Annotated in this window: 17 protein-coding genes; 12 read left to right on the plus strand and 5 right to left on the minus strand. The window is 64.2% G+C overall.

Features of this window, described 5'->3' with window-relative positions:
* Nucleotides 1-85 precede the first annotated feature (85 nt).
* Nucleotides 86-1,996 (minus strand): molecular chaperone HtpG, encoded by a 1,911-nt coding sequence (gene htpG, locus ACP92_RS08955; protein WP_013233804.1) that lies wholly within the window; start codon nt 1,994-1,996, stop codon nt 86-88.
* Nucleotides 1,997-2,438: 442 nt separating this feature from the next.
* On the opposite strand from htpG, the gene ACP92_RS08960 reads away from it, so the two are divergent.
* From ACP92_RS08960 to ACP92_RS08985, 6 genes are all read left to right on the plus strand, one after another.
* The gene (locus ACP92_RS08960; protein ID WP_013233805.1) at nt 2,439-4,082 is read left to right on the plus strand and encodes a TolC family protein; all 1,644 of its coding nucleotides are present in this window, start codon (nt 2,439-2,441) and stop codon (nt 4,080-4,082) included.
* An 11-nt stretch (nt 4,083-4,093) separates the two neighbouring features.
* A complete protein-coding gene (locus ACP92_RS08965) occupies nt 4,094-4,867 on the plus strand; it encodes an OmpA family protein (RefSeq protein ID WP_013233806.1) in 774 nt (257 codons plus the stop codon).
* A complete protein-coding gene (locus ACP92_RS08970) occupies nt 4,864-6,237 on the plus strand; it encodes an HlyD family type I secretion periplasmic adaptor subunit (protein WP_013233807.1) in 1,374 nt (457 codons plus the stop codon). The genes ACP92_RS08965 and ACP92_RS08970 overlap by 4 nt, the downstream gene beginning before the upstream one ends.
* Before the next feature lie 124 nt (nt 6,238-6,361).
* Complete coding sequence (locus ACP92_RS08975; protein WP_013233808.1) at nt 6,362-8,023, plus strand: hypothetical protein; 1,662 nt, start codon at nt 6,362-6,364, stop codon at nt 8,021-8,023.
* Between the two features lie 36 nt (nt 8,024-8,059).
* Complete coding sequence (locus tag ACP92_RS08980) at nt 8,060-9,763, plus strand: peptidase domain-containing ABC transporter (protein WP_013233809.1); 1,704 nt, start codon at nt 8,060-8,062, stop codon at nt 9,761-9,763.
* A gap of 112 nt (nt 9,764-9,875) precedes the next feature.
* Nucleotides 9,876-17,846, plus strand: a complete 7,971-nt coding sequence (locus ACP92_RS08985; protein WP_013233810.1) for a calcium-binding protein — start codon at nt 9,876-9,878, stop codon at nt 17,844-17,846.
* A 29-nt stretch (nt 17,847-17,875) separates the two neighbouring features.
* Here the strand turns inward: ACP92_RS08985 and ACP92_RS08990 are convergent, their stop codons facing one another.
* On the minus strand, nt 17,876-19,378 hold the full coding sequence (locus ACP92_RS08990; RefSeq protein WP_013233811.1) for an aminotransferase-like domain-containing protein: 1,503 nt from the start codon (nt 19,376-19,378) through the stop codon (nt 17,876-17,878).
* A 161-nt stretch (nt 19,379-19,539) separates the two neighbouring features.
* Here ACP92_RS08990 and ACP92_RS08995 point away from each other — a divergent pair, with 161 nt between their 5' ends.
* The 6 genes from ACP92_RS08995 to ACP92_RS09020 all read left to right on the plus strand — a co-directional run bounded on the left by ACP92_RS08995 (nt 19,540) and on the right by ACP92_RS09020 (nt 24,422).
* A complete protein-coding gene (locus ACP92_RS08995; protein ID WP_013233812.1) occupies nt 19,540-20,595 on the plus strand; it encodes a threonine dehydratase in 1,056 nt (351 codons plus the stop codon).
* Nucleotides 20,592-21,191, plus strand: a complete 600-nt coding sequence (locus ACP92_RS09000) for a LysE family translocator (RefSeq protein WP_013233813.1) — start codon at nt 20,592-20,594, stop codon at nt 21,189-21,191. The genes ACP92_RS08995 and ACP92_RS09000 overlap by 4 nt, the downstream gene beginning before the upstream one ends.
* Nucleotides 21,192-21,232: 41 nt before the next feature.
* Nucleotides 21,233-22,153 (plus strand): DMT family transporter, encoded by a 921-nt coding sequence (locus ACP92_RS09005; protein WP_013233814.1) that lies wholly within the window; start codon nt 21,233-21,235, stop codon nt 22,151-22,153.
* Between the two features lie 172 nt (nt 22,154-22,325).
* Nucleotides 22,326-22,784, plus strand: a complete 459-nt coding sequence (locus ACP92_RS09010) for a RidA family protein (RefSeq protein ID WP_013233815.1) — start codon at nt 22,326-22,328, stop codon at nt 22,782-22,784.
* A 90-nt stretch (nt 22,785-22,874) separates the two neighbouring features.
* A complete protein-coding gene (locus ACP92_RS09015; RefSeq protein ID WP_013233816.1) occupies nt 22,875-24,071 on the plus strand; it encodes an aminotransferase-like domain-containing protein in 1,197 nt (398 codons plus the stop codon).
* A 21-nt stretch (nt 24,072-24,092) separates the two neighbouring features.
* Nucleotides 24,093-24,422 carry a DHCW motif cupin fold protein gene (locus tag ACP92_RS09020; protein ID WP_013233817.1) on the plus strand — a complete coding sequence of 110 codons (330 nt, stop codon included), beginning with the start codon at nt 24,093-24,095 and terminating at the stop codon, nt 24,420-24,422.
* Nucleotides 24,423-24,538: 116 nt separating this feature from the next.
* Here ACP92_RS09020 and ACP92_RS09025 read toward each other — a convergent pair whose 3' ends face one another.
* From ACP92_RS09025 to ACP92_RS09035, 3 genes are all read right to left on the minus strand, one after another.
* Nucleotides 24,539-25,036, minus strand: a complete 498-nt coding sequence (locus tag ACP92_RS09025) for a GNAT family N-acetyltransferase (RefSeq protein WP_013233818.1) — start codon at nt 25,034-25,036, stop codon at nt 24,539-24,541.
* Nucleotides 24,987-25,307 carry a type II toxin-antitoxin system TacA family antitoxin gene (locus tag ACP92_RS09030; RefSeq protein ID WP_013233819.1) on the minus strand — a complete coding sequence of 107 codons (321 nt, stop codon included), beginning with the start codon at nt 25,305-25,307 and terminating at the stop codon, nt 24,987-24,989. The genes ACP92_RS09025 and ACP92_RS09030 overlap by 50 nt, the downstream gene beginning before the upstream one ends.
* A 210-nt stretch (nt 25,308-25,517) precedes the next feature.
* Nucleotides 25,518-26,582, minus strand: coding sequence for an MBL fold metallo-hydrolase (locus tag ACP92_RS09035; RefSeq protein WP_013233820.1), 1,065 nt, complete (start codon nt 26,580-26,582; stop codon nt 25,518-25,520).
* Between the last annotated feature and the right edge of the window lie 91 nt (nt 26,583-26,673).

Consider the following 26,673-nt stretch of genomic DNA (forward strand, 5'->3'; position numbering starts at 1 on the left):
AAATACCGCCTTCCGGCTGGACCGGAAGGCGGCGTCATCGTTCCCGGCCCGTGATCGGGGCCGGCAAGCTTGCTTGCCTGCTTGCTTACTTGGCGGCCATGGCCAGCAGCATGTCGTTGAGGCGCTTGACGAAGCTGGCCGGATCAGCCAACGCGCCACCCTCGGCCAGCAGGGCCTGGTCGTACAGGATGTGCGACCAGTCGTCGAAGCGGGCTTCTTCATACTTCAGACGTTGCACCAGCGGGTGGTCCGGGTTGATTTCCAGGGTCGGCTTGGATTCCGGCGCGGCCTGGCCGGCGGCCTTCAACATGCGCACCAGGTTGCCCGAGAGTTCATTCTCGTCGGCCACCAGGCAGGCCGGGGAGTCGGTCAGCCGGAAGGTCACGCGCACTTCCTTGGCCTTGTCGGCCAGGGCGGTCTTCATCTTCTCGACCAGATCCTTGTACTCGGCCTGGGTCTCTTCGTGCTGCTTCTTTTCGTCTTCGTTTTCCAGCTTGCCCAGGTCCAGGCCGCCCTTGGCCACCGAGGCCAGTTCCTTGCCGTCGAAGTCGGTCAGGAAGGACAGCATCCATTCGTCCACGCGATCGGTCAGCAGCAGCACTTCCACGCCCTTCTTGCGGAAGATTTCCAGGTGCGGGCTGTTCTTGGCGGCTTGCCAGGTCTCGGCGGTGACGTAGTAGATCTTGTCCTGGCCTTCCTTCATGCGGCCCACGTAGTCGGCCAGCGAGACGTTCTGCACGTCGCTGTCGTTGTGGGTGGAGGCAAAGCGCAGCAGCTTGGCGATGCGCTCCTTGTTGGCTGCATCTTCGCCCACGCCTTCCTTGAGTACCTGGCCGAATTCGGTCCAGAAGGTGCTGTACTTGTCCTTCTGCGCCTGCTCGTCGCTGTTGGCCAGTTCTTCCAGCAGGCTCAGCACGCGCTTGGCCGAGCCGTCACGGATGGCGCGCACGTCGCGCGACTCCTGCAGGATCTCGCGCGAGACGTTCAGCGGCAGGTCGGCCGAATCGATCACACCCTTGACGAAGCGCAGGTACACCGGCATCAGCTGCTCGGCGTCATCCATGATGAACACGCGCTTGACGTAGAGCTTGATGCCGCCGCGCTTGTTGCGGTCCCACAGGTCGAAGGGGGCGCGCGCCGGGATATAGAGCAGCTGGGTGTATTCGCTGCGGCCTTCCACGCGGTTGTGGGTGTAGGCCAGCGGCGCGCCGAAGTCGTGCGAGACGTGCTTGTAGAACTCTTCGTATTGCTCCGGAGTGATCTCGGACTTGCTGCGGGTCCACAGGGCGCTGGCCTGGTTGACCGTTTCCAGCTCGTCCTTCTGGACGGTTTCCTTCTTCTCTTCATCCCACTCTTCCTTGTTCATCTGGATGGGCAGCGAGATGTGGTCGGAATACTTGCGGATGATGGACTTGAGCTGCCAGGAAGAGAGGAACTCATCTTCACCTTCACGCAGGTGCAGGATGATGTCGGTGCCCCGGCGCGGCTTGTCGATCTGTTCGATCGAGAAGTCGCCCGCGCCTTCGGACTCCCAGCGCACGCCTTCGGAAGCCGGGGTGCCGGCACGGCGCGTCTCGACCGTGATGCGGTCGGCGATGATGAAGCCGGAATAGAAGCCCACGCCGAACTGGCCGATCAGGGCGGCGTCCTTCTGCTGGTCGCCGGACAGGCGCGAGAAGAATTCCTTGGTGCCCGACTTGGCGATGGTGCCCAGGTGCGAGATGGCTTCCTCGCGGTTCATGCCGATGCCGTTGTCGGAGATGGTGATGGTGCGGGCGGCCTTGTCGAAGCTGATCCTGATCTTCAGTTCCGGGTCGTCCTCGAACAGGCTGGCGTTGTTGATCGCTTCGAAACGCAGCTTGTCGGCCGCGTCGGAGGCATTGGAGACCAGCTCGCGCAGGAAGATTTCCTTGTTCGAGTACAGCGAGTGGATCATCAGTTGCAACAGTTGCTTGACTTCGGCCTGGAAGCCCATGGTCTGTTTTTCGGTTGCCATGTTGAGGTCCTTATTGAAGAAATGGATCGTGGAAATAGGCAAAGACAATTGCCGGTGGGCAGGATATAGGGCGGGTCCTGTGGTTTTTCAACCGCATTTTTTTATGCTTTTTTGTGCGTTTATGTGTGTTTTCGTGGAAATGCGGCATTTCCCGATGGCGGGAGTTCAACTTGCTGACCATAATCAGAGTCTTAATTTTGATCAAGTCAATTGAAAACAAACGAGTTTTTGGAACTTTTGTAATTCTGCTGCCATGTGCCGATGGTAGAATGACCTTGCCAAGATGGTAAGTTTTCATACTCCCAGGATACCCCGCAGGTATCGCCCGCAAAGAAAAAGAATATGGGTTTGGCTAGCTGGATGACCGGATCGGTGGCGTGGGTGCCACCGGTCTTTCCTTGGGTGAAGGTTGGGGTAGGGGTGGCTGGCGTGACGCCGGCCGATGGTGTTGATGAAAGTAAAAAGCAAGCGTTTCCTCATTGGGGTTTCACTGGGATTGGCCACGCATCAGATGGTGAGTGCAGCGGATACGCCGCCAGCCTTCACCGAGCCGCCAGCGCCGACGCAGGTGGTCTCACCGGCGTCGGCCGCACCGCTGGACAGTCCGCCGCAGATTCGCCTGGGCGCCGACCCGGGCGGCGCCGCCGTCGGCGATTTCAAATTGCCGGCCTTGCCGGGCGAATCCGCCATGGGGTCGCCGCAGGACGAGATCCTTCAACTGCTGCGCCAGGCCGATCCCGAGTTCTCGGGCAATGCCATCGTGTTGCCGCAGATCAGCGTGGTGCCTGAAGGCGCGCCGGTCAATGACCTGACCCTGAGCCAGGTGCTGGACCTGGCCGTCAACAACAGCTACAGCTACGCCGCCACCTCGGCCCAGGCCGACCAGGCGCGCTACGCCGCCCGCGCCACCGCCGGGCAGATGGGGCCGACCCTGGACGTGCGGGCGCAGAAGGGGCAGGAGTATTCCTCGCCGTCCTCGGTGATCGATCCCAATACCGGCCTGGTCCGGCGCGCGTCCGACCACAAACGCTGGGATGTCACGGTGATCGGCCGCCAGCCGGTCTTTGCACCGGGCTCCTACTTCGACTACCGCAAGGCCAGTTCCCTGGCCGACGCGGCCGACCTGCGCCGCGAAGACGCCCGCGAGACCCTCTACTACACCGCCATCAAGTCCTATTACGACGTCATGCGCGCCTATGCCACGCTATCGTTCTCGCGCAGCTATGCCCAGCGCATGAACGCCTTGCTGGAATACATGCGCAAGCGTCTTGAAGGCGGCGGCGCCAGCCGCATCGATTTCGAACGGGTGCGCGGACGCTCGCTGACTGCCCAGGCCGCCGTGGCCGAAGCCGAAGGCGCGCTGGAAAGCGCCATGGTGTCGCTGAACCAGATCACCGGCCGCAAGATCGAGCAGCTCGAAGTGCCGGACCACATGATGCCGCCGGTGCCGGACACCTCCAAGCTCGCCCTCAAGGACATCTATGACACCAATCCCGGCGTGCGCGCTGCGCGCCAGGACGTGGAGGCCGCCAACCAGGAACTGAAGTCGGCGCGGGCCAAGTTCTCGCCCACGCTGGCCGTGGAATTCACCCAGACCAAGACCCGCGGGGCCGGTGGCGCCATCGATACCACCAACCCCACCGCCAACAGCCTGCAACTGTCCACCGACCGCCGCCTGATGCTGGTGATGACGATGAACCTGCTCAATGGTGGTTCCGACGTCTATTACAGCAAGCAGGCCGGCGCCAAGTACGTGGAAAAGAGCAATACCGTGCTGGACCTGGAACGCAAATTGCGTGAGCAGATCGAGATCAACTACCGCACCCTGGGCGCGGTGAGAAAGCGCATGGACATCTCGCGCCAGGCCTACCTGACCAATGCCAATGTGGCCGACGTCTTCCTCGATCAGCTCTCGGCGGGCAGCAAGCAGTTGATCGATGTGCTCGACGCCTACCAGCAGGCCTACCAGGCGCGCGTGGATTTCTCCAACCTGCTGTTCCAGCAGGCCGATATCAGTTACCAGATCCTGCGCAACACCGGCCGCGCTTCGGCAGCGGTGCTCACGCCGACGCAGGCAGAGAAGTAGGCGAGGGCAAGATGGAGAGTGGAAAAGAGCAGAATTTCTGGCCCGGCTTCGTGGATGCGCTGTCCAACGTGGTGCTGGTGATGATCTTCGTGGTGGTGGTGTTCGTGGTGACGCTGTTCTACTACTCGCAGAAACTGGCGCAGATGAAGGTCAGCAAGCTGATCTCGCAGGGCCATGTGCAGGTGGTGGGCGCGCAGAAGGCCAGCCAGACCGACGCCCAGGCCACCCCGGAGAGCAGCAGCACCCAGGCCGCCGAGACCCCGGGCGAGCGCGAGAAGGCGCAGGAGATCGAACAGCTCAAGCGCGAAGTGGCCACCCTCAAGGCCAAGCTGGCAGCGCCGCCGCTGCAGTCCGACGCCGGCAGCCTGCGCAGCGCCGCCGCGCCCTCCAGCCCCAACGCCATCCAGGTCAAGGCCGAGCCCAGCGACAAGGAAGTGGCCCCTGGTCTGCGCATCGACGCCAATGAAAAGGCCGTCACCCTCAACTTCGACGTCGATTCCACCCAATTGAGCGAGGAGGGCGGCAAAGCCCTCGACAAGAGCATCGGCGACTGGGTCCGGCGCGCCAAGTCCAGCCAGGGCAAGATCGTCATCACCGGCGTCATCGGCAGCGGCGCCTACAGCGAAAGCCGTCGCCGCGCCTATTACCGCACGGTGGCGGTGCGCAATTACCTGATCGACGCTGGCGTGGACAAGGAGCGTGTGGTCAGCCGCGTGGCCACCTCCGAGAACGGCGCGGCCGATGATTCGCGCGTGGTCGTCCAATACCAGGCCAGTGCAAAATGACACTCTCGCTCAAGCCCAACGCTACCCCCGGGATAGGCGCCCGCGGCCAGGGCTTCATGCGTCGCCTGGCGCCGCGCCTGGACCGCCGCCTGGGCGAACTGGCCACCATGCCGCGCCCGCGCCTGGCGGTGCTGGCCGTGACCGTGCTGCTGGCCTTGCTGGTGCTGTGGTCGGTGTTCGCCCCCATCGACATGGTGGTGCGCGGCAGTGGCCGCATCGTTGCCTCCGAACACAACCAGGTCATCCAGCACCTGGAGGGCGGCATCGTCTCGGCCATCCTGGTGCGCGAAGGTGCAGCGGTGAAGAAGGGCCAGACCCTGATCTCGATTTCGGATGTGCGCGCCAACGCCGACCTGGGCGAGGGGCGCGTCAAGATCCTCGGCCTGCGCGCCAAGATCGCCCGTCTGAGCGCCGAAGCCTCGGGCGCTTCCAGCCTGCAGATGCCCGATGACCTGGAACGCGGCGACCCGGCCGTGCAGAGCGAGCAGGCCGCCTTTGCGGCACGTTCTTCCAAGCTGATGCAGGAAATGTCGGTGCTGCGCGAGCAATCGGCGCAGCGCCAGGCCGAGCTAGGTGAGGCGATCAGCCGCCAGAAGAGCCAGGCCAGTGAACTGGAACTGGCGCAGCGCCAGTACAAGCTGATCCACGACATGCTGGTGCGCAATGCCGCCTCGCAACTGGAAGATATCCAGGCCGCCTCGCGCGTGCAGGACGCCCAGAGCAAGCTGGCCGCCACCAACGCCATGATCCCGCGCCTGAACGCAGCCATCGCCGAAGCCCAGGCCAAGCAGGGCGAAGCGGCCTCGCGCTTCCGCTCCGACGCCCGCACCGAATTGACTGCGGCCGAGACTGAACTGGCGCGGCTGCAGGAAGAGATCAAGTCACGCAATGACCGCGTCTCGCGCTCCGAGGTCAAGGCGCCCATGGATGGCGTGGTCAACCGCGTGATGATCAATACCATCGGCGGTGTGGTGCGTCCCGGCGACCCCATCATCGAGATGACCCCCAGCGATGACAAGCTGGTCATCGAAGCCAGGATCTCGCCCACCGATCGCGCCGAGCTGGTCACCGGTGCGCGCGCCCGGGTCAAGGTCTCGGCCTATGACTATGGCGTCTACGGCGCCATGGACGGCGTGGTCACCGAGATCAGCGCCGACACCGTTCCCGACGAAGGCAGCCCGCGTGGCGAGCGCTTCTATCGCCTCAAGATCGAGGTCAAGCGCGGTCATGACGAACTGCAGCAAAAGCTGGCCCTCATGCCCGGCATGACCGCCAGCGCCGACATCATCGTCGGCCGCCGCACGGTCTGGCAGTACCTGATGTCGCCACTGTCCCGTTTCGGTCAGGGCGCGCTGAGGGAGCCGCGATGATCGTCGCCTGCTTGCGCTTGTCTGGCCTGCCGTTGCGTCGGCGGCTCATTGACGTTTTCTGCACCATCCACCTCCATTTCCGATTTCATTTCCATCGCGTCCTTTTCTCCGGAACATCGTACGTATGAAAAATCTTCGCCAATTCTATGCACTCGCTGCCATTCCGACGCTGTTGCTGCTGTTGGGCGCGTTCCTGTTCCGGGGCTTCGTGCTGCACGCGATCCAGATCAATCCCTTCCTGAACCTGTTCATCATCGCCGTGGCGGTGTTCGGCATCGCGCTGATCGGCTACAACCTCTGGCGCGTGAACTGGGAACACGCCAAGCTGATGCAGTTCTATGAGCGCACCAAGGCTGGCGAATCCATGGAAAGCCTGGTCAAGGCCCCTGAATTCGAAGGCACCGAGATCGGCCAGGTGCTGGTCTCGGTGGCCAGCACCAAGGGCCGGCTGACCTCCCGTATCGAACAGGAAACCATCGAGGGTTCGCTGCATGACCTGCGCGCCCACCTCGACGCCAAGACCGAGTTCCCGCAATTCCTGACCGGCTTCATGATCGCGCTGGGCCTCTTGGGTACCTTCATCGGCCTGCTGGAAACCCTGGTCAGCACGGCCGCGCTGATCGACGGCTTCGGCAAGGCCAGTTCGGGCGGCGACATGGATGCCTCCTTCATGCACCTGGTGGCCGACCTGCAAAAGCCGCTGGCGTCGATGGGCACCGCGTTCTCGGCCTCGATGTTCGGCCTGATCGGTTCGCTGGCCCTGGGCCTGACCCTCACGCCCCTGCGCGCGGCCAGCAAGAAGCTGGTCAGCCGCGCCCGCGAATGCATCAGCGACATGGTGCAGCACGTCGTGCACGACATGAGCGGCCCGGCTGCGACCCAGCGCCAGGGCGTGTCCGAATCCTTCCTGGCCGAGTTCCTGCAAGACCTGATGGTGCTGCAGCGCGAATCCATCATGGCCGCCCGCAACAGCTCGGAAGCGTCGCTGCAGGCCGGCATCAAGCTCGAAGGCCTGAACGACCGCTTGAACAACATCGTCCAGCTCTTCAATGACAGCATGGAAGAATCGCGTAGCCTGCGCCAGCTGGTGGCCTTCGGTCCGCGCATGCACGAAACGGCACAGCAGACACTGGAAGAGATCCGCAACGTCGGCCAGTTGATCAATACCAAGATCACCTCGGCGCGCGACCTCTCCGACAGCCTGTCTTCGCTGGAAGAGCGTCTCTCGGTCAACGGCGACATCGCCAACCGCACCTTCGAAGTCCTGCCGCAGATCGTCACCACCATCCAGGCCGGCCAGCTGGCGCTGTCCTCGGCGCTGACCTCGCTGCAGACGCAGCAGGGCGAGATCGCCAACATGAACGAGAAGAATGCGCAGAACATTGCGCAGCTGCCGGCGCTGCTGAACCAGATCTCGGTGCGCCTGGCCGACGAGATGGGCGCCATCCAGTACCAGGGCGAACTGCAGGCCACCGTGGCGGCGCGCCTGAACGAGCTGGGCAACACCATCGGCGAGAACTCCAGCAACATGGCCCGCGATGCCCTCTCGGCGCGCCAGTTGCAGATCGACCTGGCCAAGCACATGGCGACCCAGAACGACCGCGTCAAGAACCTGGGCGCGATCCCGCAGTCGCTGACCTCCATCACCGAAGCGCTGATGCGCCAGAACATCAACTGGCAGACCGTCATCGACGAGATGCGCACCGGCCGCCAGACCATGGTCAAGGACCTGCGCCTGGAGATGCGCGAAGCCATCCGCGAAATCACCGCCGTGCGCGGCGCGTAAGCGCAGCCTTTCCCCTACGGATAGCCATAGCCGCCCATGAACGCCAGCGAACAGGTCCACATCGACCAGCCGCAAGTCCTGCAGGACCTGCGCGCCGATCCCAGCTACCTGTCGCTGTTGCGCGCCTATGGCAGCCGCTTCGTCGAGATCATCGTGGCCGGCATCGTGGTCAATGTGCTGGGCCTGCTCATGCCGCTGTATTCGCGGCTGATCTACGACAAGGTGATCGGCAATCACATTCCCGAAACCCTGTGGGCGCTGACCCTGGGCATGCTCTTGTTCGTGGCGCTGGAGCTGGTGTTGCGCATCATCCGCGTGTACTACACGGAGCAACTGGCCGGCCGCCTGGACAGTGAGTTCGATGAAGTCTCGGCGCGCCGCATGCTCACCGCCCGGGTGCAGGCCCCGGTGGGCGTGGTGCTGGCGCGCTATCGCGACCTCTCGGCGGCGCGCGACCTGATGTCCTCCAACTACATGCTGTTGCTGGTGGACCTGCCATTCCTGCTGCTCTACCTGGTGGTGCTGGGCTTGATCGGCGGTCACATGGTGTGGGTGCTGCTGGTGGGCGGTGGCTTGCTGGTGGGCCTGCAATTGCTGTTGAAGGTGCCCGGCAACGACTACGCCAACAGCGCCATGAAGGCTGGCACCGGCAAGGTCGACAAGCTGGCCAGCATCGTCTATGGCATGGAAACGCTCAAGACCTCGCCGCTGCAACATCGTCTCCTGCGCGCCTTCCTGGCCGATGCCTCGGCCAATGCGGTGGCCCAGGCCAAGAGCCGTTTCTGGATGAACACCAGCTATGCCATCTCCTCGGTGGGCTACACCCTCATCTCGGTGGCCACGCTCGTGGTGGGCGTCTATCTGGTGGAGGACAACCTCTTGACCGTGGGCGCGCTGATCGCCTGCTCGCTGCTCATCAGCCGGGCGGCCACGGTGCTGTCCTCGCTGGCGGCCTTCCTGGGACGCATCGAGATGTTCCGCCGCGCCCGCGCCGAATTCGACCAGCTTTTCGAGGAGCCCGAGCAAGGCCCCACCGCCGATGTGCTGCGCCAGGACATGCGCGGCCTGATCCAAGTCGGCAATCTCTTGCTGCACCTGGACAAGAAGGAAACGCCCACGCTCAGGAACATTTCCCTGACCATCCAGCCGGGCGAGAAGGTCGGCATCGTGGGCCGCTCAGGCTCGGGCAAGTCCACGCTGCTGCGCACGCTGGCCGGACTGCACCAGGCTGAAGAGGGCCATGTGCTCATCGATGGCGTGGCCGTGACGGCCTATGCCGAAGAAGTGCGCATGCGCTGCATCGGCTTCAAGCCGCAGGAACCCTTCCTCTTCGATGGAACGGTGGCGGCCAATATCTTCGTGGGCGACCGCGTGCCGGGGCAGGTGTATGAGGCAGCGCTGGCGGTGTCTTCGCTGGATGACCTGATCGCGCGCGGCGAGCTGCGCCTGGACCAGCTCATCAAGGCTCCCGGCAATCTCTCGGGGGGGCAGCGCCAGATGGTGGCCCTGGCCCGGGTGATCGCCTGCACGCCGCGCATCCTGCTGCTGGACGAGCCCACCACCGGCATCGACCAGCAGACCGAAGCCCGCATCATCGAGCGCCTGGTCGGCTATGCCGGCGGCCGCACCCTGGTGGTGGCCACGCATAGCCCGGCGCTGTTGCGCCATATGGACCGCATCGTCGTCATCGACGGTGGGCGCATCGTGGCCGATGGGCCGCGTGCGCAGATATTGCAATGAGGCTGCGTATTACTTATTACGTATTACGCATTGCTTATTGCGTACTAAGTATTACGCGCCAGAGATTACGCAGTCAGACTGATTCGAACCGATCTTCGATAGCGAGGAAACCATGGCAACCGCAAGCTCATCACAAGTGAACTCCAGCGACAAGGTCACCGGCCCGGTACGGGTGGTGATGCCCGACCAGAGCGGCAGCTTCCAGATCAACGCCAACCGTGGCGCGGTCCAGCATGTGCAGGTGGTCGATGTGGACATGGTGCTGCACATGGCCGATGGCAGCAAGGTGGTGCTGGCCGGCGGCGCCATGGAAGCCATGGATGACAAGTCCAAGGTCAAGTTCGCCGACAGCAGCTCGGAAACCGGCAAGCTGCTCGACGCCGTCGGCAAGATCCCCCTCAAGCCCAACGACCAGTCGCGCATCCTCAATTCCGATCCGATCGCCGTGGCCGACAATGTGGCCAGTTTCGATGCCCATGCGCAGGCCCAGCCGCATGTGACGGTGGACCGCAATGCCGCCAGCGTGGGCAGCGATGGCATCAGCCAGTTGTCCAAGATCATCACCGACAATGCCGGTTCGCTCACCAGCAATGGCAGCCAGAACCTGTCGGTGCCGACCCAGCCGACCGTGGGGGATTCGTCCCAGGTCAGTGTGGCGGCCTCCATTGCAGCGGCCCTCAACCCCAGTTCGAATGACGCGCCGATCCGGCCGGTCGATCCGCAGTTGCCGCCGGAAAAGCCGGGCACGATACCCTCGACCATCGTGGTCGATCCCTCGCAGCCGTCGATGGCCATCAAGCTGGTCAACCTCACCACCATCACCCAGACCGGCGACAGCCTCTTCGGCAGTGGCGGCATCCCGGTCTCGGCCACCGACGCCGGCCTGCCGCTGCAGTTCAGCACCCAGGTCATCAATGCCGGCAATGATGTGCACACCATCTATGCAGCGGGCAACAATGCCGGCACCTTCATCAAGGTATTTGACGTCACCATCAGCGGCAATGGCAATGTGCTCTCCGTGATCGTCTCGGGTGTGCCGGCCAACATGTCCATCGTCAACGCCACCAACCTGGGCGGCGGCCGCTACCAGATGTCGGTAGCGAGCGGGCAGACCGATTTCCCGATGCAGCTGCAGTACAACACGGTGGAAGCCAATACGGCCTCGCCGGTGCACCAGCATTTCGATCTGACCTTCACCACCGTGGTGGCGACCTCGCTGGGGCAGTTGACCCTCAATGACGTGCGCCATGTCGCGCTCAAGGACGCCACCGCCTATGGCGACCTGAGCTACCTCGACCCGGCCACCGGCGATCCGGTGCTGGTCTTGCCCGCCCAAGGGCTGCCGCACGAGGTGCATGCCGGCAATGGCGGCGTGACCATCTATGGCAGCAATGCCAACGACCTGCTCTACGGCGGCACCGGCAACGACACTATCTATGGCGGCAGCGGCAATACCTTCTTCGATGGCGGCGCAGGCGCGGACCGCCTGGTGGGCGGCGTCAACAGCACCGGCACCAACGTCAACACGGTCAGCTACGCCAATTCCAGCGCAGGCGTGAACGTCAACCTGGTCACCGGCGTGGGCACCGGCGGCGACGCCCAGGGCGACCAGCTCTCCAACATCCAGAACCTCAAGGGCAGCGCCTACAGCGACACCTTCGTGGCCAATGCCTCGGTGAACCGCCTCGATGGCGGCAGCGGCGGCTCCGATACGGTCTCCTACGAATCTTCCAATGCCGCCGTCACCGTCAACCTGGTGACCGGCACCGGCAGCGGCGGCCATGCCCAGGGCGATACCTATACCCACATCCAGAACGTCGTGGGCAGCGCCTTCAACGATATCTTCGTCGCCAGCGGCGATGCCAACCGTTTCGATGGCGGTGCGGGGTCCAACACGGTGTCCTACGTCAATTCGGCGGTCGGCGTGAACGTGAACCTGCTGACCGGCGTGGGCAGCGGCGGCGCGGCCGACGGCGACACCTATGTGCGCATCCAGAACGTCATCGGCACCGCCGGCGACGACACCTTCGTGGGCAATGCCGACGCCAACAGCTTCGACGGCGGCAGCGGCGGCAATGACACCGTCAGCTATGCCGGATCGGCGCAGGGCGTGTCGGTGAACTTCATCTCCGGTCGCGGCACCGGCGGCAATGCCGAGGGCGATACCTACAACCACATCCAGAACGCCATCGGTTCGGCCTTTGACGATGTCTTCTTTGCCGGCGTGGATAGCCGCCACTTCGATGGCGGCAGCGGGGGTTCCGATACCGTCAACTACGGCGGTTCCACTGGCGCGGTCACGGTGGACATGATCAACCTGGTCGGCAGCGGCGGTTACGCCCAGAACAACAGCTACACCCATATCCAGAACATCGTCGGCAGTTCCTATTCCGACACCTTCATCGCCAGCCTGGCCGCCAATAATTTCAACGGCGGCCTGGGGGGCTCGGATACCGTCAGCTACGCTTTCTCCAATGCCGCTGTCACGGTCGACCTGTTCCATGGCACCGGCAGCGGCGGCTACGCGCAGGGCGACGTGCTGGCGCATATCCAGAACGTCATCGGCAGCAACTATGACGACACCTTCATCGCCAGCGCCGACGTCAATAATTTCGATGGCCGCGGTGGCTCCAATACGGTCAGCTATTTCTATTCGACCGGTGGCGTGACGGTCGATCTCACCAATACCATCGGCACCGGTACCGGCGGCTACTATGCAGCCGGCGATTCGTTCAGCAATATCCAGAACCTGATCGGCAGCGTCTACGACGATACCTTCGTCGCCAGCGCCGACGCCAACAGCTTCGATGGCGGTACCGGCTCGCTGCACAATCGCGTCAGCTATGCGGCCTCTACCGCCGGCGTCACGGTGGACCTGAACTACAGCAATGGCACCGGCACGTCGGGGGGCTATGCGCAGGGTGACAAGCTTGCCAACATCCAGGACCTCACCGGCGGCGCCGGCAACGATACCTTCGTCGCCAGCCTGGCCGAAAACAACTTCGATGGCGGGGCCGGTTCCAACCGCGTGAGCTATGCCGCCTCGACCTCGGCGGTGACGGTGGACCTGGTGCTGGGCGTGGGTACGGGCGGCTATGCCAACAACGATACCTACGCCAACATCCAGAACGTCACCGGCAGCGGCTTCGACGATACCTTCATCGCCAGCCTGGCAGCCAATGCCTTTGACGGCGGCGCCGGCAACAACACGGTGAGCTATGCCAAGGCCGGCGATGGCAACGGCGTGACCGTGGACCTGTTCAATGGCCGGGGCAGCAACGGCTTTGCCGCCGGCGATACCTATGCCAACATCCAGAACGTGATCGGCTCGGCCTACGACGACACCTTCGTGGCCGACAACAACCACAACGTCTTCGATGGCCGCCAGGGTTCCAACACCGTCAGCTACGCCAACTCGACGGCAGCGGTGACGGTGAACCTGGTCACTGGCACCGGCACGGGCGGCTTTGCCGATGGCGATACCTTCACCAACATCCAGAACGTGGTGGGCTCCGCCCAGGACGACCTGATCATCGCCAGCAGCGACGCCAACACCATCGATGGTGGCCTCAGCGCGACCGGCGCGCACAACCGCGTGAGCTACGCCAATTCCGGCGCCGGCGTGACGGTGGACCTGACCTATACCGATGGCACCGGCACCTCCGGCGGCTATGCGACTGGCGACAAGCTATCCAACATCCAGGACCTCACCGGCAGCCAGTTCGACGATACCTTCGTGGCCAGCCTGGCCGCCAACAATTTCGACGGCGGCACCGGCAGCCTGCATAACCGCGTCAGCTACGCCCACTCCAGCGCCAGCGAAACCATCGACCTCTTCAATGGCAGTGGCACAGGCACCTACGCCCAGGGCGACCGCTACACCAACATCCAGGACGTCACCGGCGGTAGCGCCGATGACCTGATCATCGCCAATGCGGCGGCCAACAACATCGATGGCGGTGGCGGCTCGCTGCACAACCGGGTCAGTTACCAGAACTCCACCGTCTCGGAAACCGTCGACCTGTTCAACAATGTCGGCAGCGGCGGCGTGGGCAGCCTGGCCAATGGCGATACCTATGCCAATATCCAGGACGTCACCGGCGGCAGCGCCGATGACCTCTTCGTGGCCAGCGCTGCGGCCAATGCCTTCGATGGCGGCGGCGGCAGCCATAACCGGGTGAGCTACGCCAACTCCACCGTCGACGAAACCGTCAACCTGGTCAGCGGCCAGGGCAGTGGCGGCATCGGCAGCCTGGCCAATGGCGACACCTATGCCAACATCCAGGACGCCACCGGGGGCAGCGGCAACGACACCTTCTACGGCAACACGGCGGCCAACCGTTTCGATGGCGGCGGCGGCAGCCACAACCGGGTCAACTACAGCGGCTCCACCGTCGCCGAGACGGTGGACCTGTTCAACAACGTCGGCAGCGGTGGTGCAGGCAGCCTGGCCAATGGCGACACCTACGCCAACATCCAGGATGTCACCGGCGGCACGGCCGATGATGTCTTCATCGCCAGCGCAGCGGCCAATGCCTTCGATGGCGGCGGCGGCTCGCTGCACAATCGCGTGAGCTACGCCAATTCCAGCGCCGATGAGACCGTCAACCTGGTCACCGGCCAGGGCAGTGGCGGCACGGGCAGCCTGGCCAACGGCGACACCTACATCAACATCCAGGATGTGACCGGCGGCAGCGGCAACGACACCTTCTACGGCAACACCGCCGCCAACAATTTCGACGGCGGCGGCGGCACGCACAACCGGGTCAACTACAGCAGCTCCACCGTGGCCGAGACGATCGACTTGCTCAACGGCCAGGGCAGCGGCGGGGCGGGCAGCCTGGCCAATGGCGACCGTTACACCAATATCCAGGACGCCACCGGCGGCAGCGCCGACGATGTCTTCATCGCCAGCGCGGCAGCCAACCGCTTCGACGGTGGCGGCGGCTCGCTGCACAACCGCGTCAGCTATGCCAGCTCGACCGCCGATGAAACCATCGACCTGTACAACGGCACCGGTTCGGGCGGCCTGAACAGCCTGGCCAATGGCGACACCTATGCCAACATCCAGGATGTCACCGGCGGCGCCGGCAACGACACCTTCGTGGCGACCGTGGCCGCCAACACCTTCGATGGCGGCGGCGGCACCCACAACCGGGTCAGCTACGCCAATTCCACCGTGGCCGAGACGGTCGACCTGATCGCCGGCCTGGGCAGTGGCGGGGCGGGCAGCTTTGCTGCGGGCGACGTCTACACCAACATCCAGGACGTGACCGGCGGCAGTGCCAATGACACCTTCATCGCCAGCGCGGCGGCCAACCGCTTCGATGGCGGCGGCGGCAGCCATAACCGCGTGAGCTATGCCAGTTCCACCGTTTCCGAAACGGTCGACCTGTTCAACGGCAATGGCACTGGCGGCGCAGGCAGCCTGGCCAATGGCGATACCTACACCAACATCCAGGACGTCACCGGCGGCACCGCCGATGATGTCTTCATCGCCAGCGCAGCGGCCAATGCCTTCGATGGCGGCGGCGGCACCCACAACCGGGTGAGCTACGCCAACTCCAACGCGGCCGAGACGATCAACCTGGTCAGCGGGCAGGGCAGCGGCACCCTGGCCGCGGGCGACACCTATCTCAACATCCAGGACGTCACGGGCGGCGGCGGCAACGACACCTTCTACGGCAACACGGCGGCCAATACCTTCGATGGTGGTGGCGGCACCCACAACCGCGTCAGCTACGCCACCTCCACTGTGGCCGAGACGGTGGACCTGTTCCTCGGCCAGGGCAGCGGCGGCGCTGGCAGCCTGGCCAATGGCGATACCTACACCAACATCCAGGACGCCACCGGCGGCAGCGCCAACGACACGTTCGTGGCCAGCGCGGCAGCCAATGCCTTCGATGGCGGCGGCGGCAGCCACAACCGCGTCAGCTATGCCAACTCCACCGTCGACGAGACCATCAACCTGGTCAGCAACACCGGCACCGGCGGCGCGGGCAGCCTGGCCAATGGCGATACCTACGCCAACATCCAGGACGTTACCGGCGGCAGCGGCAACGACACCATCGTCGCCAGCGCCGCCGCCAACTTCCTCGATGGCGGCACGGGTTCCAATACGGTCAGCTATGCCGGCTCCACCAGCAGCAATGGCAGCACTGGCGTGACCGTGGACCTGTCGGCGGGGACCGGCAGCGGCAACTACGCCCAGGGCGATACCTATGCCAATATCCAGAATGTCATCGGCAGCGACTTCGCCGATACCCTGACCGGCTTTGCCACCGTCGGCGTGACCTCGGTGCTGACCGGCGGCAAGGGCGCCGACAAGCTCACCGCCATCGATGCCAACCGCGCCTACACCTACGCCTCCTACGCCGGCTCGGCCAATGGCGTGAGCATCAACCTGCAGACCGGCGTGGGCAGCAACGGCGACGCCCAGGGCGATACGCTCTTCAACATCGACAACCTGATCGGCAGCAGCCAGAACGACACCTTCTACGCCAGCGCCAATGCCAACAAGCTCGATGGCGGGGCCGGCTCGGATACGGTGAACTATTCGCTCTCCACCAGCAGCGATGGCGTCAATGGCGTCACGGTCGATCTCTCCGCCGGCAGCGGCAGCGGCAACTATGCCGATGGCGACACCTACACCAACATCGAAAATGCCGTGGGCAGCGCCTACCAGGACCGCCTCACCGGGTTTGCCACCGTGGGCGTGCGCTCGGTGCTGGAAGGCGGCGCCGGGGCTGACGTCATCACGGCCGTGGCGGCCAATCGCGCCAACACCTATGCGTCCTATGCCGGATCGTCCTCGGCCGTGACGGTGGATCTGAAGAACGCCACCGGCAGCGGCGGCGATGCCCAGGGCGATACCCTGGTCAACATCGACAATGTCATTGGCAGCGCCTATTCCGATACCTTCGTGGCCAGCACCCAGGCCAACAACTTCGACGGTGGCAGCGGCGGTTCCGATACGGTGAGCTACGCCAACGACACCGGCGGCGTGACGGTGGACCTGACCAACACCCTGGCGGCCAGCGGTGCGTATGCGGTGGGCGACAAGTTCACCAATATCGCCAACCTCATCGGCGGCTCCGGCAATGACACCTTCTATGCCAGCAGCGCGGCCAATGCCTTCGAGGGTGGGGCGGGCGTCAATACCGTCAACTATGCCCGTTCCGGATCGGCGGGCGTGGTGGTGGACCTGTTCCATGGCACCGGCAGCGCCCCCAGCGGTGTGGCCAACAGCTATGCCGCAGGCGACACCTACTCCCACATCCAGAATGTCGTGGGCAGCGCCGGCAATGACACTTTCTACGCCAGTGGCGACGCCAATGCCTTCACGGGGGGCGGCGGCAGCGATACGGTCAGCTACTACTACTCGACCAGCGGCGACATCACGGTGAGCCTGGCCACCGGGTCCGTCGGCAGTGGCGGCGACGCCAGCGGCGATACCTACTCCGGCATCGCCAACCTGGAGGGCAGCGCCAACGTCAACAGTTCACTGACCGGCAATGCCAGCGCCAACACACTCACCGCGCGCGGCGACAGCACCACCAACTCGCTCAGCGGCGGCGGGGCCAGTTCCGGCACGGACATCTACAACGTGGTCGAAGGCGGACACAACACGGTGACCGTGGGCAGCGGCAACAACCTGATCAATGTCAGCGCCGGTTCGCACAGCTCACTGGGCGCGCAGAGCGACATGGTGAACCAGAATACCGGTCAATCCAACATCAACTCCATTTCCGGCGGCGCCGGCGTGACCACCTTGCACTTCGCCGACCTGGGCAACTCGCTGAACCTGAGCAACTTCTCGAGCAAGGTCAGCGGCATCACCACGCTGGACGTCAGTGCAGGGGGCAGCACCAACATCCTCATCACGGCGCAGGACGTGATCCGCATGGGCATGCCCAGCGGCTCGACGTCCACCATCCTGACCGTGAAGATGAGCGCCGGTGAGAGCTTGCAGATCGCGGCCAATGGTTCGGATCATTACGTCTACTTCCCCGGCACCACCGACTATGCCTTCTACAACAGCAGCAACACGGAGGTGGCGCGCATCCACCTGGTGACCGCCTGAGTAGCGGATGCACCCGCAGGCGCCGGCGTTCAGCGCTCCATCGCCTGGGCGAGGAAGCGCCAGATGCCGGGGTCGGCCATGCTGGCCACGTTGATGCGCATGTAGGTGGAGGGCAGTTGGGCCGGGGAGAACAGGCTGCCCGGCGCGAGCAGGAAGCCTTCCTGCATGGCCGCTTCGGTCATCACATTGGTGTCGCGCCCGGTATCGACCCACAGGAACATGCCGCAGGGCGGCGCTTCCACCACGTCCATGCCGAGCCGTTCGAGCTGACGCATCACCTTGTCGCGCGCGCCGTTCAGGCGTGCGCGCACGCGCTCGGCATGCTTGCGGTAATGGCCCTCGGAGAGCACCTTGTAGGCCACCCGCTCGCCGATCTCGCCGGTAGTCAGGGTCGAGAGCAGCTTGCGATCGGCCAGGCTGCGCGCCAGTTCGGCCGAGGTGGCGATATAGCCCACCCGCAGGTTGGCTGACAGCGTCTTGGAAAAGCCGCCCAGATAGATCACCCGCTGCAACTGGTCCAGCGCCGCAATGCGGGTGGCCGGCTGCACGGCGGAACCGGGATGCATGTCGCAATAGATGTCGTCCTCGACGATGACGAAATCGTGCTCCTCGGCGATGCGCAGCACCTGGAAGGCCTTGGCCGCCGACAGCGACGTCGAGGTCGGGTTGTGCAGCACCGAGTTGATCACGTACAGCTTGGGCTTGTGCACCGCCGCCAGCTCGCGCAGGCGGGCGATGTCCGGGCCATCGCCCAGGCGCGGGATGCCCACCACCTTGGCGCCCAGCGCGGCGAAGGAGCCGAACATCAGGAACCAGGCCGGATCATCCACGAAGATCACGTCGCCGGGGCGCAGGAAGTGCCGCGCCACCGTATCCAGCCCTTGGGTGACCCCCGTGGTCAGCACGATCTGCTCGGGCGCGGCGGCAATCTCCAGCTCGGCCAGCTTCAACTGCAATTGCTGGCGCAGCGGCAGGAATCCCTGCGGCGTGCCATAACCCAGCAGCAGCTGCGGATTGTCGCGGCTGACCGCACGCAGGGCATTGGCGATCAGTTCGCCATCGAGCCAGTCCGGCGGCAGCAAGCCGCCCCCGGGCATCTTGGCCGGCGGCATCTGGCGGAACATGTTGCGCACCAGCCAGACCACATCCAGGCCGCGTCCCGGTTCGGTGTCCAGCTCGGCCTGGGCTGCGCCGTAGCTGCCGCCCAGCGGCGCGCGCTCCTTCACATAGAAGCCCGACCCCCGACGCGACTCCAGATAGCCCTGGGCCACCAGCCGGTCGTAAGCCTCCACCACCGTGAAGCGGGAAATCTGATTGGTATCGGCAAACTGACGGATCGAAGGCATGCGCATGCCGCTGCGCAAGAGCTTGTCATCGATACGGGCGCGGATACCCCGCACGATCTGTTCCACCAGGGAGTCGCCGCTTTCGCGCAGCAACAGCGGCCAGCCTGGCTGGCCGCTGTCGGGACCCGTACCACGGGGGTGGGGCTCGTTCTGTCTGGTGGGGTGCTGACTGGCTGTATTGGTCATATCGCCGTGACACTATGGAAATTATTCGGAAAACTGTACAGGTACTGTATCGGTATTGTCGGCTACGATGACTTTCATTACAAGCGCAGACACATTTTTGCCAGGCCCCCTAGAGGCCGCTTGCCGCCTGCCTGAACCATCATCGTCCGAGGAGATTCCCCATGTCGCACGCCGCCCGTACCCTGTTGCCCAGCCTGACCGACATCGAGCAGGCCGCCGGCATTGTCTACGCTGGCATGGCACCGACGGCGCAACTGTGCTGGCCGCTGCTGAACCAGGCCCTGGGCGCGGAAGTCTGGGTCAAGCACGAGAACCATGCACCCACTGGCGCCTTCAAGGTGCGCGGCGGCATGGTCTACCTGCATCACCTGGCGCGCCAGCAGCCGCAACTCTCCGGCGTCGTCTCGGCCACCCGCGGCAACCACGGCCAGTCCGTCGGCCTGGCGGCGCGGCGCCTGGGCATCTCTGCGACCATCGTGGTCCCGCAGGGCAACAGCCGGGAGAAGAATGCCGCCATGCGCGCCCTGGGTGTGGAATTGATCGAACATGGCAGCGAATTCCAGGAAAGCCGCGAGTACGCCCAGCAGCTCGCCGCCCAGCAGCAACTGCACATGATTCCCTCCTTGCACCGCGATCTGGTGGCCGGCGTGGCCAGCTACTGGATGGAACTGTTCGCGGCCCAGCCGGGGCTGGATGTGGTGCTGGTTCCCATCGGCCAGGGCTCGGGCATGTGCGGCGCAGTCGCTGCGCGCAATGCGCTGGGCCTGTCGACCCGCATCATCGGCGTGGTCTCGGCGCATGCGCTGGCCTACAAGCTGTCCTTCGAGGCGGGGCGCAAGATCGAATCGCCGGTCAGCACCTGCATCGCCGACGGCGTGGCCTGCCGGGTGCCGGACCAGGCTTCGCTGGAGGTGCTGTTCTCCGAGGTCGATGAGGTCGTGGCCGTGACTGATGACGAAGTGATGGACGCCATGAAGCTGGCCTACATCGCCACCCACAACGTGGCCGAAGGAGCGGGCGCCTGTGCGCTGGCGGCGGCCTGGCAATTGCGTGCGCGGCTGCGCGGCCTGAAGGTCGGCGTCACGCTCTCGGGCGGCAATGTCGATCACGATGTGCTGGCCCGGGTACTGGCGCGTGCGGCGGCGCCCGCTGACATGTTGCTGGCGCCGGCGCAGGTGTTGCCGCTGACTTCCTTGCCCCAGCGGAGGTCCGCATGATCGAGACCTTGCTGCCGCTGATGTCCTTTGCCTTCGTCTCTTCGATCACGCCCGGGCCCAACAACATCATGCTGACCTCTTCGGGCATCTGGTTCGGCTTTCGCCGCTCGCTGCCGCACATGCTGGGTATCACCTTCGGCTTTGGCGTACTGCTGGCCTTATGCGCCTTTGGTATAGGCGAGCTGGTCATCGCCGTGCCGCAACTGGTGTTGCTGCTCAAGGCCATGGGGTGCGCCTACCTGCTGTACCTGGCCTGGCAATTGCGCCGCATGGGCGTGGCCGGTGCGGGCGAGCGGGCGGCCCAGCCGATGTCCTTCGGTGCGGCGGCCCTGTTCCAGTTCGCCAATCCCAAGGCCTGGGTGATGGCCGTGACCGGCGCTTCGGCCTTCATGCCGATGCTGCATAAGCTGCCCGGCGCACTGGCAATCCTGGTCTACTGCCTGGTGTTCTGCGCCATCAACCTGCCTTGCGTATCCGTCTGGGCGGGCGCGGGGGCGGTGCTGCGCCGTTACCTGGAGCGCCCGCTGTGGCGCATGGCCTTTGCGGCGGTCATGGTGCTGCTGACGCTCTATTCGGCATTGGCCATCTGGTTCTGAGCTGGCTCAATTTGCATCGATTCGATCACAGGGGAGTTCTCATGCAGGCAAGCAGCAAACCAGTCGTCACTGCCACAGCCGAAGGCAATGTGGCGCGCAATGAAAGCCGGGGCATGTGGCTGGGGCTCATCGGCGTGGCCGTCTTCAGTCTCACCTTGCCCTTTACCCGCATCGCCGTGGCTGAACTCAGCCCCGCCTTCGTCGCCTTCGGCCGCGCCGTGGTGGCGGGCCTGTGCTCGCTGGCGCTGTTGGCATGGATGCGGGCGCCTCGTCCGAACGCGCAGCAATTGCGTGGCCTGGTCATCACCGCCCTCGGCGTGGTGGTGGGCTTTCCACTGTTTTCATCGATTGCCATGCGCTACGTGCCGGCGGCCCACGGCGCCGTGGTGGTCGGCCTGCTGCCGCTGGCCACCGCCTTGTTTGGCGCGCTGCGCTTCGGTGAACGTCCTTCTGCCGGTTTCTGGTTGTCCGCGCTGGCCGGCTCGGCCATCGTCATTGCCTTTGCATTGCGCGCGGGTGGGGGCAGTTTCCATGCGGCCGACTTCGCGCTCTTCGCCGCCGTCATCACGGCCGCCATGGGCTATGCCGAGGGCGGACGGCTGGCCCAGAGCATGGGCGGGCAGAACGTGATTGCCTGGGCGCTGGTGGTGGCCTTGCCGGTCATGCTGCCGGTCTCGCTGTGGCTGGGCTGGCAGGACGGACTGAGCGCTTCCGCGCCGGCCTGGCTGGCCTTTGGCTACGTGTCGCTGTTTTCCATGTTCATCGGCTTCTTCTTCTGGTACAAGGGCCTGGCCCTGGGCGGCATTGCCCGTGTTGGCCAGGTGCAATTGTTGCAACCTTTCATGAGCCTGCTGGGCGCGGCCGTCATCGCCGGCGAGGCGCTGGATGCGAGCAATATGCTCTTCGCCCTGGCCGTGATCGTGGTCGTGGCCATTGGCCGGCGCATGGCGGTACGCCGCTGATGCAGGCCCGGCGGGGCTGCTGACCCGGATCTGAACGGCATTGCGAGCCGAAATAGTTCGGCCGGAGCCGACCAAAAGTCCGGATATTTGAGATAATCGTCCACTTATTTTTCTTAACGCGCAGTGCCCGCGGCTGCCAGCCGCAGGGGCGCTGTCCAACAGGGAGTACCGCATGTCCGTCTATGAAAAGCTGAAAGCACTGAACATCGAACTGCCCGCCGTGGCCACCCCGGCAGCAGCCTATGTGATGTATGCGCAAACCGGCAATACCGTCTTCCTCTCCGGCCACCTGGCCAAGAAGGATGGCAAGGTATGGGTCGGTCAGCTGGGACGCGATATCGGCACCGACGACGCCAAGCTGGCCGCGCGCGCCGTGGCCGTGGACCTGATCGCCACCTTGCAGGCTGCCTGCGGCGGCGACCTCACCCGCGTCAAGCGCATCGTCAAGCTGATGAGCCTGGTCAACTCGACCGGCGAATTCACCGAGCACCACCTGGTCACCAACGGCGCCTCCGAGCTGATCGGCGAAGTCTTCGGCGAAGCCGGCAAGCACGCCCGTTCCGCCTTTGGCGTGGCGCAGCTGCCCATGGGCGCCTGCGTGGAAATCGAAATGATCGCCGAGATCGCCTGATCCATCGCCATATCGGCTGCTGCGGCCACAGAAGCCGCACGGCCACCTGCACCATCTCACACAGAACACAGAACAGATTGAACGACCCGTATGAAACTCGAAAATCCCGCACCGCTGCAGTGGCAGTTCTCCCAGCGCGCTGACGCCATGAAGAGCTCGGCCATCCGTGAAATCCTGAAGGTGACGATGCGTCCCGACATCACCTCCTTCGCCGGTGGCCTGCCTTCGCCGCTGACCTTCCCGGTCGAGCACATGAAGACCGCCTTCGACCGCGTGCTGAGCCAGCAAGGCAAGATGGCCCTGCAATACGGCCCCACCGATGGCTATCTGCCGCTGCGTGAATGGATCGCCGCATCGCTGTCGACCAATGGCGCGCAGATCAGCGCCGAACAGGTGCTGATGGTGTCCGGTTCCCAGCAGGGCCTGGACCTGCTGGGCAAGGTCCTGATCGATGAAGGCAGCAAGGTGCTGGTCGAGACCCCCAGCTACCTGGGCGCGCTGCAAGCCTTTGCGCTCTACGGCGCCAAGTTCGAATCGGTGCCCAGCGACGAATTCGGTCTGCAACCCGAGACCATCGAAGCCATCGCCGGTGGCGCGCGCATGCTGTATTCGCTGCCCAACTTCCAGAACCCGACCGGCCGCACCCTGCCCACCGAGCGCCGTTTCAAGCTGGTGGAAACCTGTGCCCGCCTGGGTCTGCCGCTGATCGAAGATGATCCGTACGGCGCCCTGAGCTACCAGAACGCGCCGCTGCCCAAGATGCTGTCGATGAATCCCTCGGGCGTGATCTACATGGGTTCCTTCTCCAAGGTGCTGACCCCGGGCATCCGCCTGGGTTACGTGGTCGCGCCGCGTCCGCTGATCCTGAAGATGGAACAGGCCAAGCAAGCCACCGACCTGCACACCGCCCAGTTGACCCAGATGGTGGTGTACGAGGCCATCAAGGACGGCTTCCTGGACCAGCACGTGCCGACCATCCGCAAGCTCTATGGCGACCAGTGCCAGGCCATGCTGGATGCGCTGCAACAGTACTTCCCGGCCAGCTGCAGCTGGAGCAAGCCGGAAGGCGGCATGTTCATCTGGGTGACCCTGCCCGAGCACATCGACGCTGGCGCGCTGTTGAACGAAGCCGTGGAGCAGGAAAAGGTCGCCTTCGTCCCCGGCGCCCCGTTCTATGCCAACGTGGCGCAGAAGAACACGCTGCGCCTGTCCTTCGTGACCGTGCCGCCGGAACAGATCCGCGCCGGCGTGGAACGCCTGGGCAAGCTGATCGCCTCCAAGCTGTAATCAGGCCGGATCGGTCCACGGATGAAGATCACCCATCTGCCCTTCGGCACCACCGACTGGAGCCAGGTCCCCGCCACCGAGCATCCCGGCGTGACCGGCACGGCCTGGTGGCGCACCTGCCAGTTTGGCGAGCTGCGCGTGCGCATGGTCGAATACACGCCCGGCTACCTGGCCGATTACTGGTGTGTGAAGGGCCATGTGCTGCTGTGCCTGGAAGGGGAGCTGCATACCGAGCTGGAGGATGGCCGCAGTTTCGTCCTCAAACCGGGCATGAGCTATCAGGTGGCCGATGGGGCTGAGCCGCACCGCTCGTCTACGGCGGTGGGGGCGAAGTTGTTTATCGTGGATTGAATGACCTGGGCGTGACGGACAAGCATGTTCCCACGTTCAATGAAACGTTCAATGAAGAGGCTGGCATCTGTGATAAAGATCCAGCCTCTTTTTTCATGGATCAGGAAAGCCGATCATCAAGTAATTTTTGACAGGGCGATGGCCAGCGTCAACGGTGATTCTGGCATCGGCTTGAATCCATATTGCGCATAGAAACTGGCAGCCTGAGCCTCCTTGGCATCGACGAAAAGCAGGGCTCCGCCGACCTGATTGCTGGCTTCCTTGGCGCGCCACAGGGCGTCGTAGAGGAGAAACTCGCCGAGTCCCCGTCCTTGCAAGGTCCGGCAAATGGCCAGTCGCGCCAGGGTCAGGGCGGGGACTTCACGCGGCAGACGCTTCGAAAATTCTATAGGCAGGGTGGCTGTGGCGATCATCTGGCGGATGGCCAATGCGTAGTAGCCGCGGATAACCTGGGGGGTATCGTCGCAGGCAAGCACGAAAGTACGGGAAATTCCCTTGTCCTGATGTTGGCCTGCCGTGTTGCGCAACCATTGGTTCAACGCTGGGGTAGCACAATCGAAGTGCTCAGTCTGATGCTGCGTCTTGTTCAGTGGTGCTACGAAGTACTCGTTCATGTCGGGCCCGATGATAACGCTCGCGCGCGCGCATCAGCTTGGCGTTGGCAGGCGATGGGTCGTCAAGCAGGTTCAACAAAAAGTCAGCATCCCTCGGCGTGACTGCGATGAAGCGTTCGCGGTCGATCACTTCATTGGCCTTTTCCAGCGCGGCTTGTACCAGGAACTGGTTCATCGTCGCGCCGACCAGGTCGGCAGCTTCCCTCAGCCTTGCTTCGACGGCTAGTGGTACGCGGGCCGTGATCCGGCCCCTTTCAACGATATCGGTCATGGTGATCTTCGCTTTCCTGCGGAGAGTATCCCGGGCAGTTTCCCTTACGTGAACGGGAATGTAAATCGACGCCGCTTTCTCGAAACAAAGCAGAAATCCGGGCGAACTGCATCATAGCACATGGTGCCAAAATGGCTCTCACTTGGTGTCAATTTGACGCCACGTTGCCCGTTGCTGAGGTGATGGTATCCGGACAGCAAGCGTCATCTCTTACCGATCCAGCTTGAGCGTCTCCCCATGCTTGAGCGTGACGAACTGCTCCTGCGGTAATCCAGCCGCTTGCATGGCCTTGGCCAGCTCCTTGGGAGGCTCGTCGAGCGCGTCATCAGCCAGTTCGAAGGTCCCCCAATGGATGGCGACCGAGCGCCGGGCGTGCACATCCTGGTGGATCAGCACCGCCTGCGCCGGATCGACATGCTGGTTCTGCATGAACCAGCGCGGCGCATAGGCCCCGATGGGGATGAGCGCCAGGTCGAAGTGGCCGAAGCGCTCGCCGATGTCGCGGAAATCCTGCGAGTAACCGGTGTCACCGGCGAAGTAGACCGAGAAGGGCGCCACCGGCGACTGCCGCGTCGTATCGGCCTTGCCCGGGCAGTCCATGGCTTGCAGCACCCAGCCGCCCCACAGCGTTTCGGAGCGGTCGAACAGGCCGCGCGCCGACCAGTGCGTGGCAGGGACGAAATGGATGTCGAGCTGGTCCAGCGAGGTCTTGTCCCACCAGTCCATCTCCTGGACGTTGGTGATGCCCAGCGCCTGGAACCAGTCGCGCAGTCCCAGCGGCACCAGGAACAGCGGCGGGCCGCCCGGCTGCAGGTTCAATTGCTCCACACTGGCGCGGTCCAGATGGTCGTAGTGGTTGTGCGAAATCACCACCACGTCGATGTGCGGCAGCTCGCTGATCTGCACCGGCAGCGGCACCTTGCGCGCGGGACCGATGAAAGAGAAGGGCGAGGCGCGCTGCGAGAACATGGGATCGGTCAGCACATTCTTGCCGCCCAGTTGCACCAGTGCCGTGGCATGGCCTATCCAGGTCACGCTGGGGTGGCGATCATTGTCCTTGAGCCAGGCCAGGTCCGGCTTGAGTACGGGGAACTGGTAATGGTTTTCCGGCGGCTTGGGCAGGCCCTGGGTCAGGCGCTCCCATTGCCACTTCCAGAAGGAGCCGCGCTCGGGTTGCGCATAGTTGTTGCGAAAACCGCTGTCGGTGCGATTCGATTTGCTGGGGTCGGCATACTTGCCGGACGAAGAGCAGGCGCCCAGGCTGGTCGCCAGCATCAGGACGCCAGCCGTGGCGAGAACACGCCGCAGTCGCGGCCAGGAACGGGATGTCGCAGGGGGCATGGCAAAGGCGCAGCCGGGCGCAGTC

The sequence above is a fragment of the Herbaspirillum seropedicae genome (assembly GCF_001040945.1).
In the GTDB taxonomy this organism is placed as follows: Bacteria; Pseudomonadota; Gammaproteobacteria; order Burkholderiales; family Burkholderiaceae_D; genus Herbaspirillum; species Herbaspirillum seropedicae.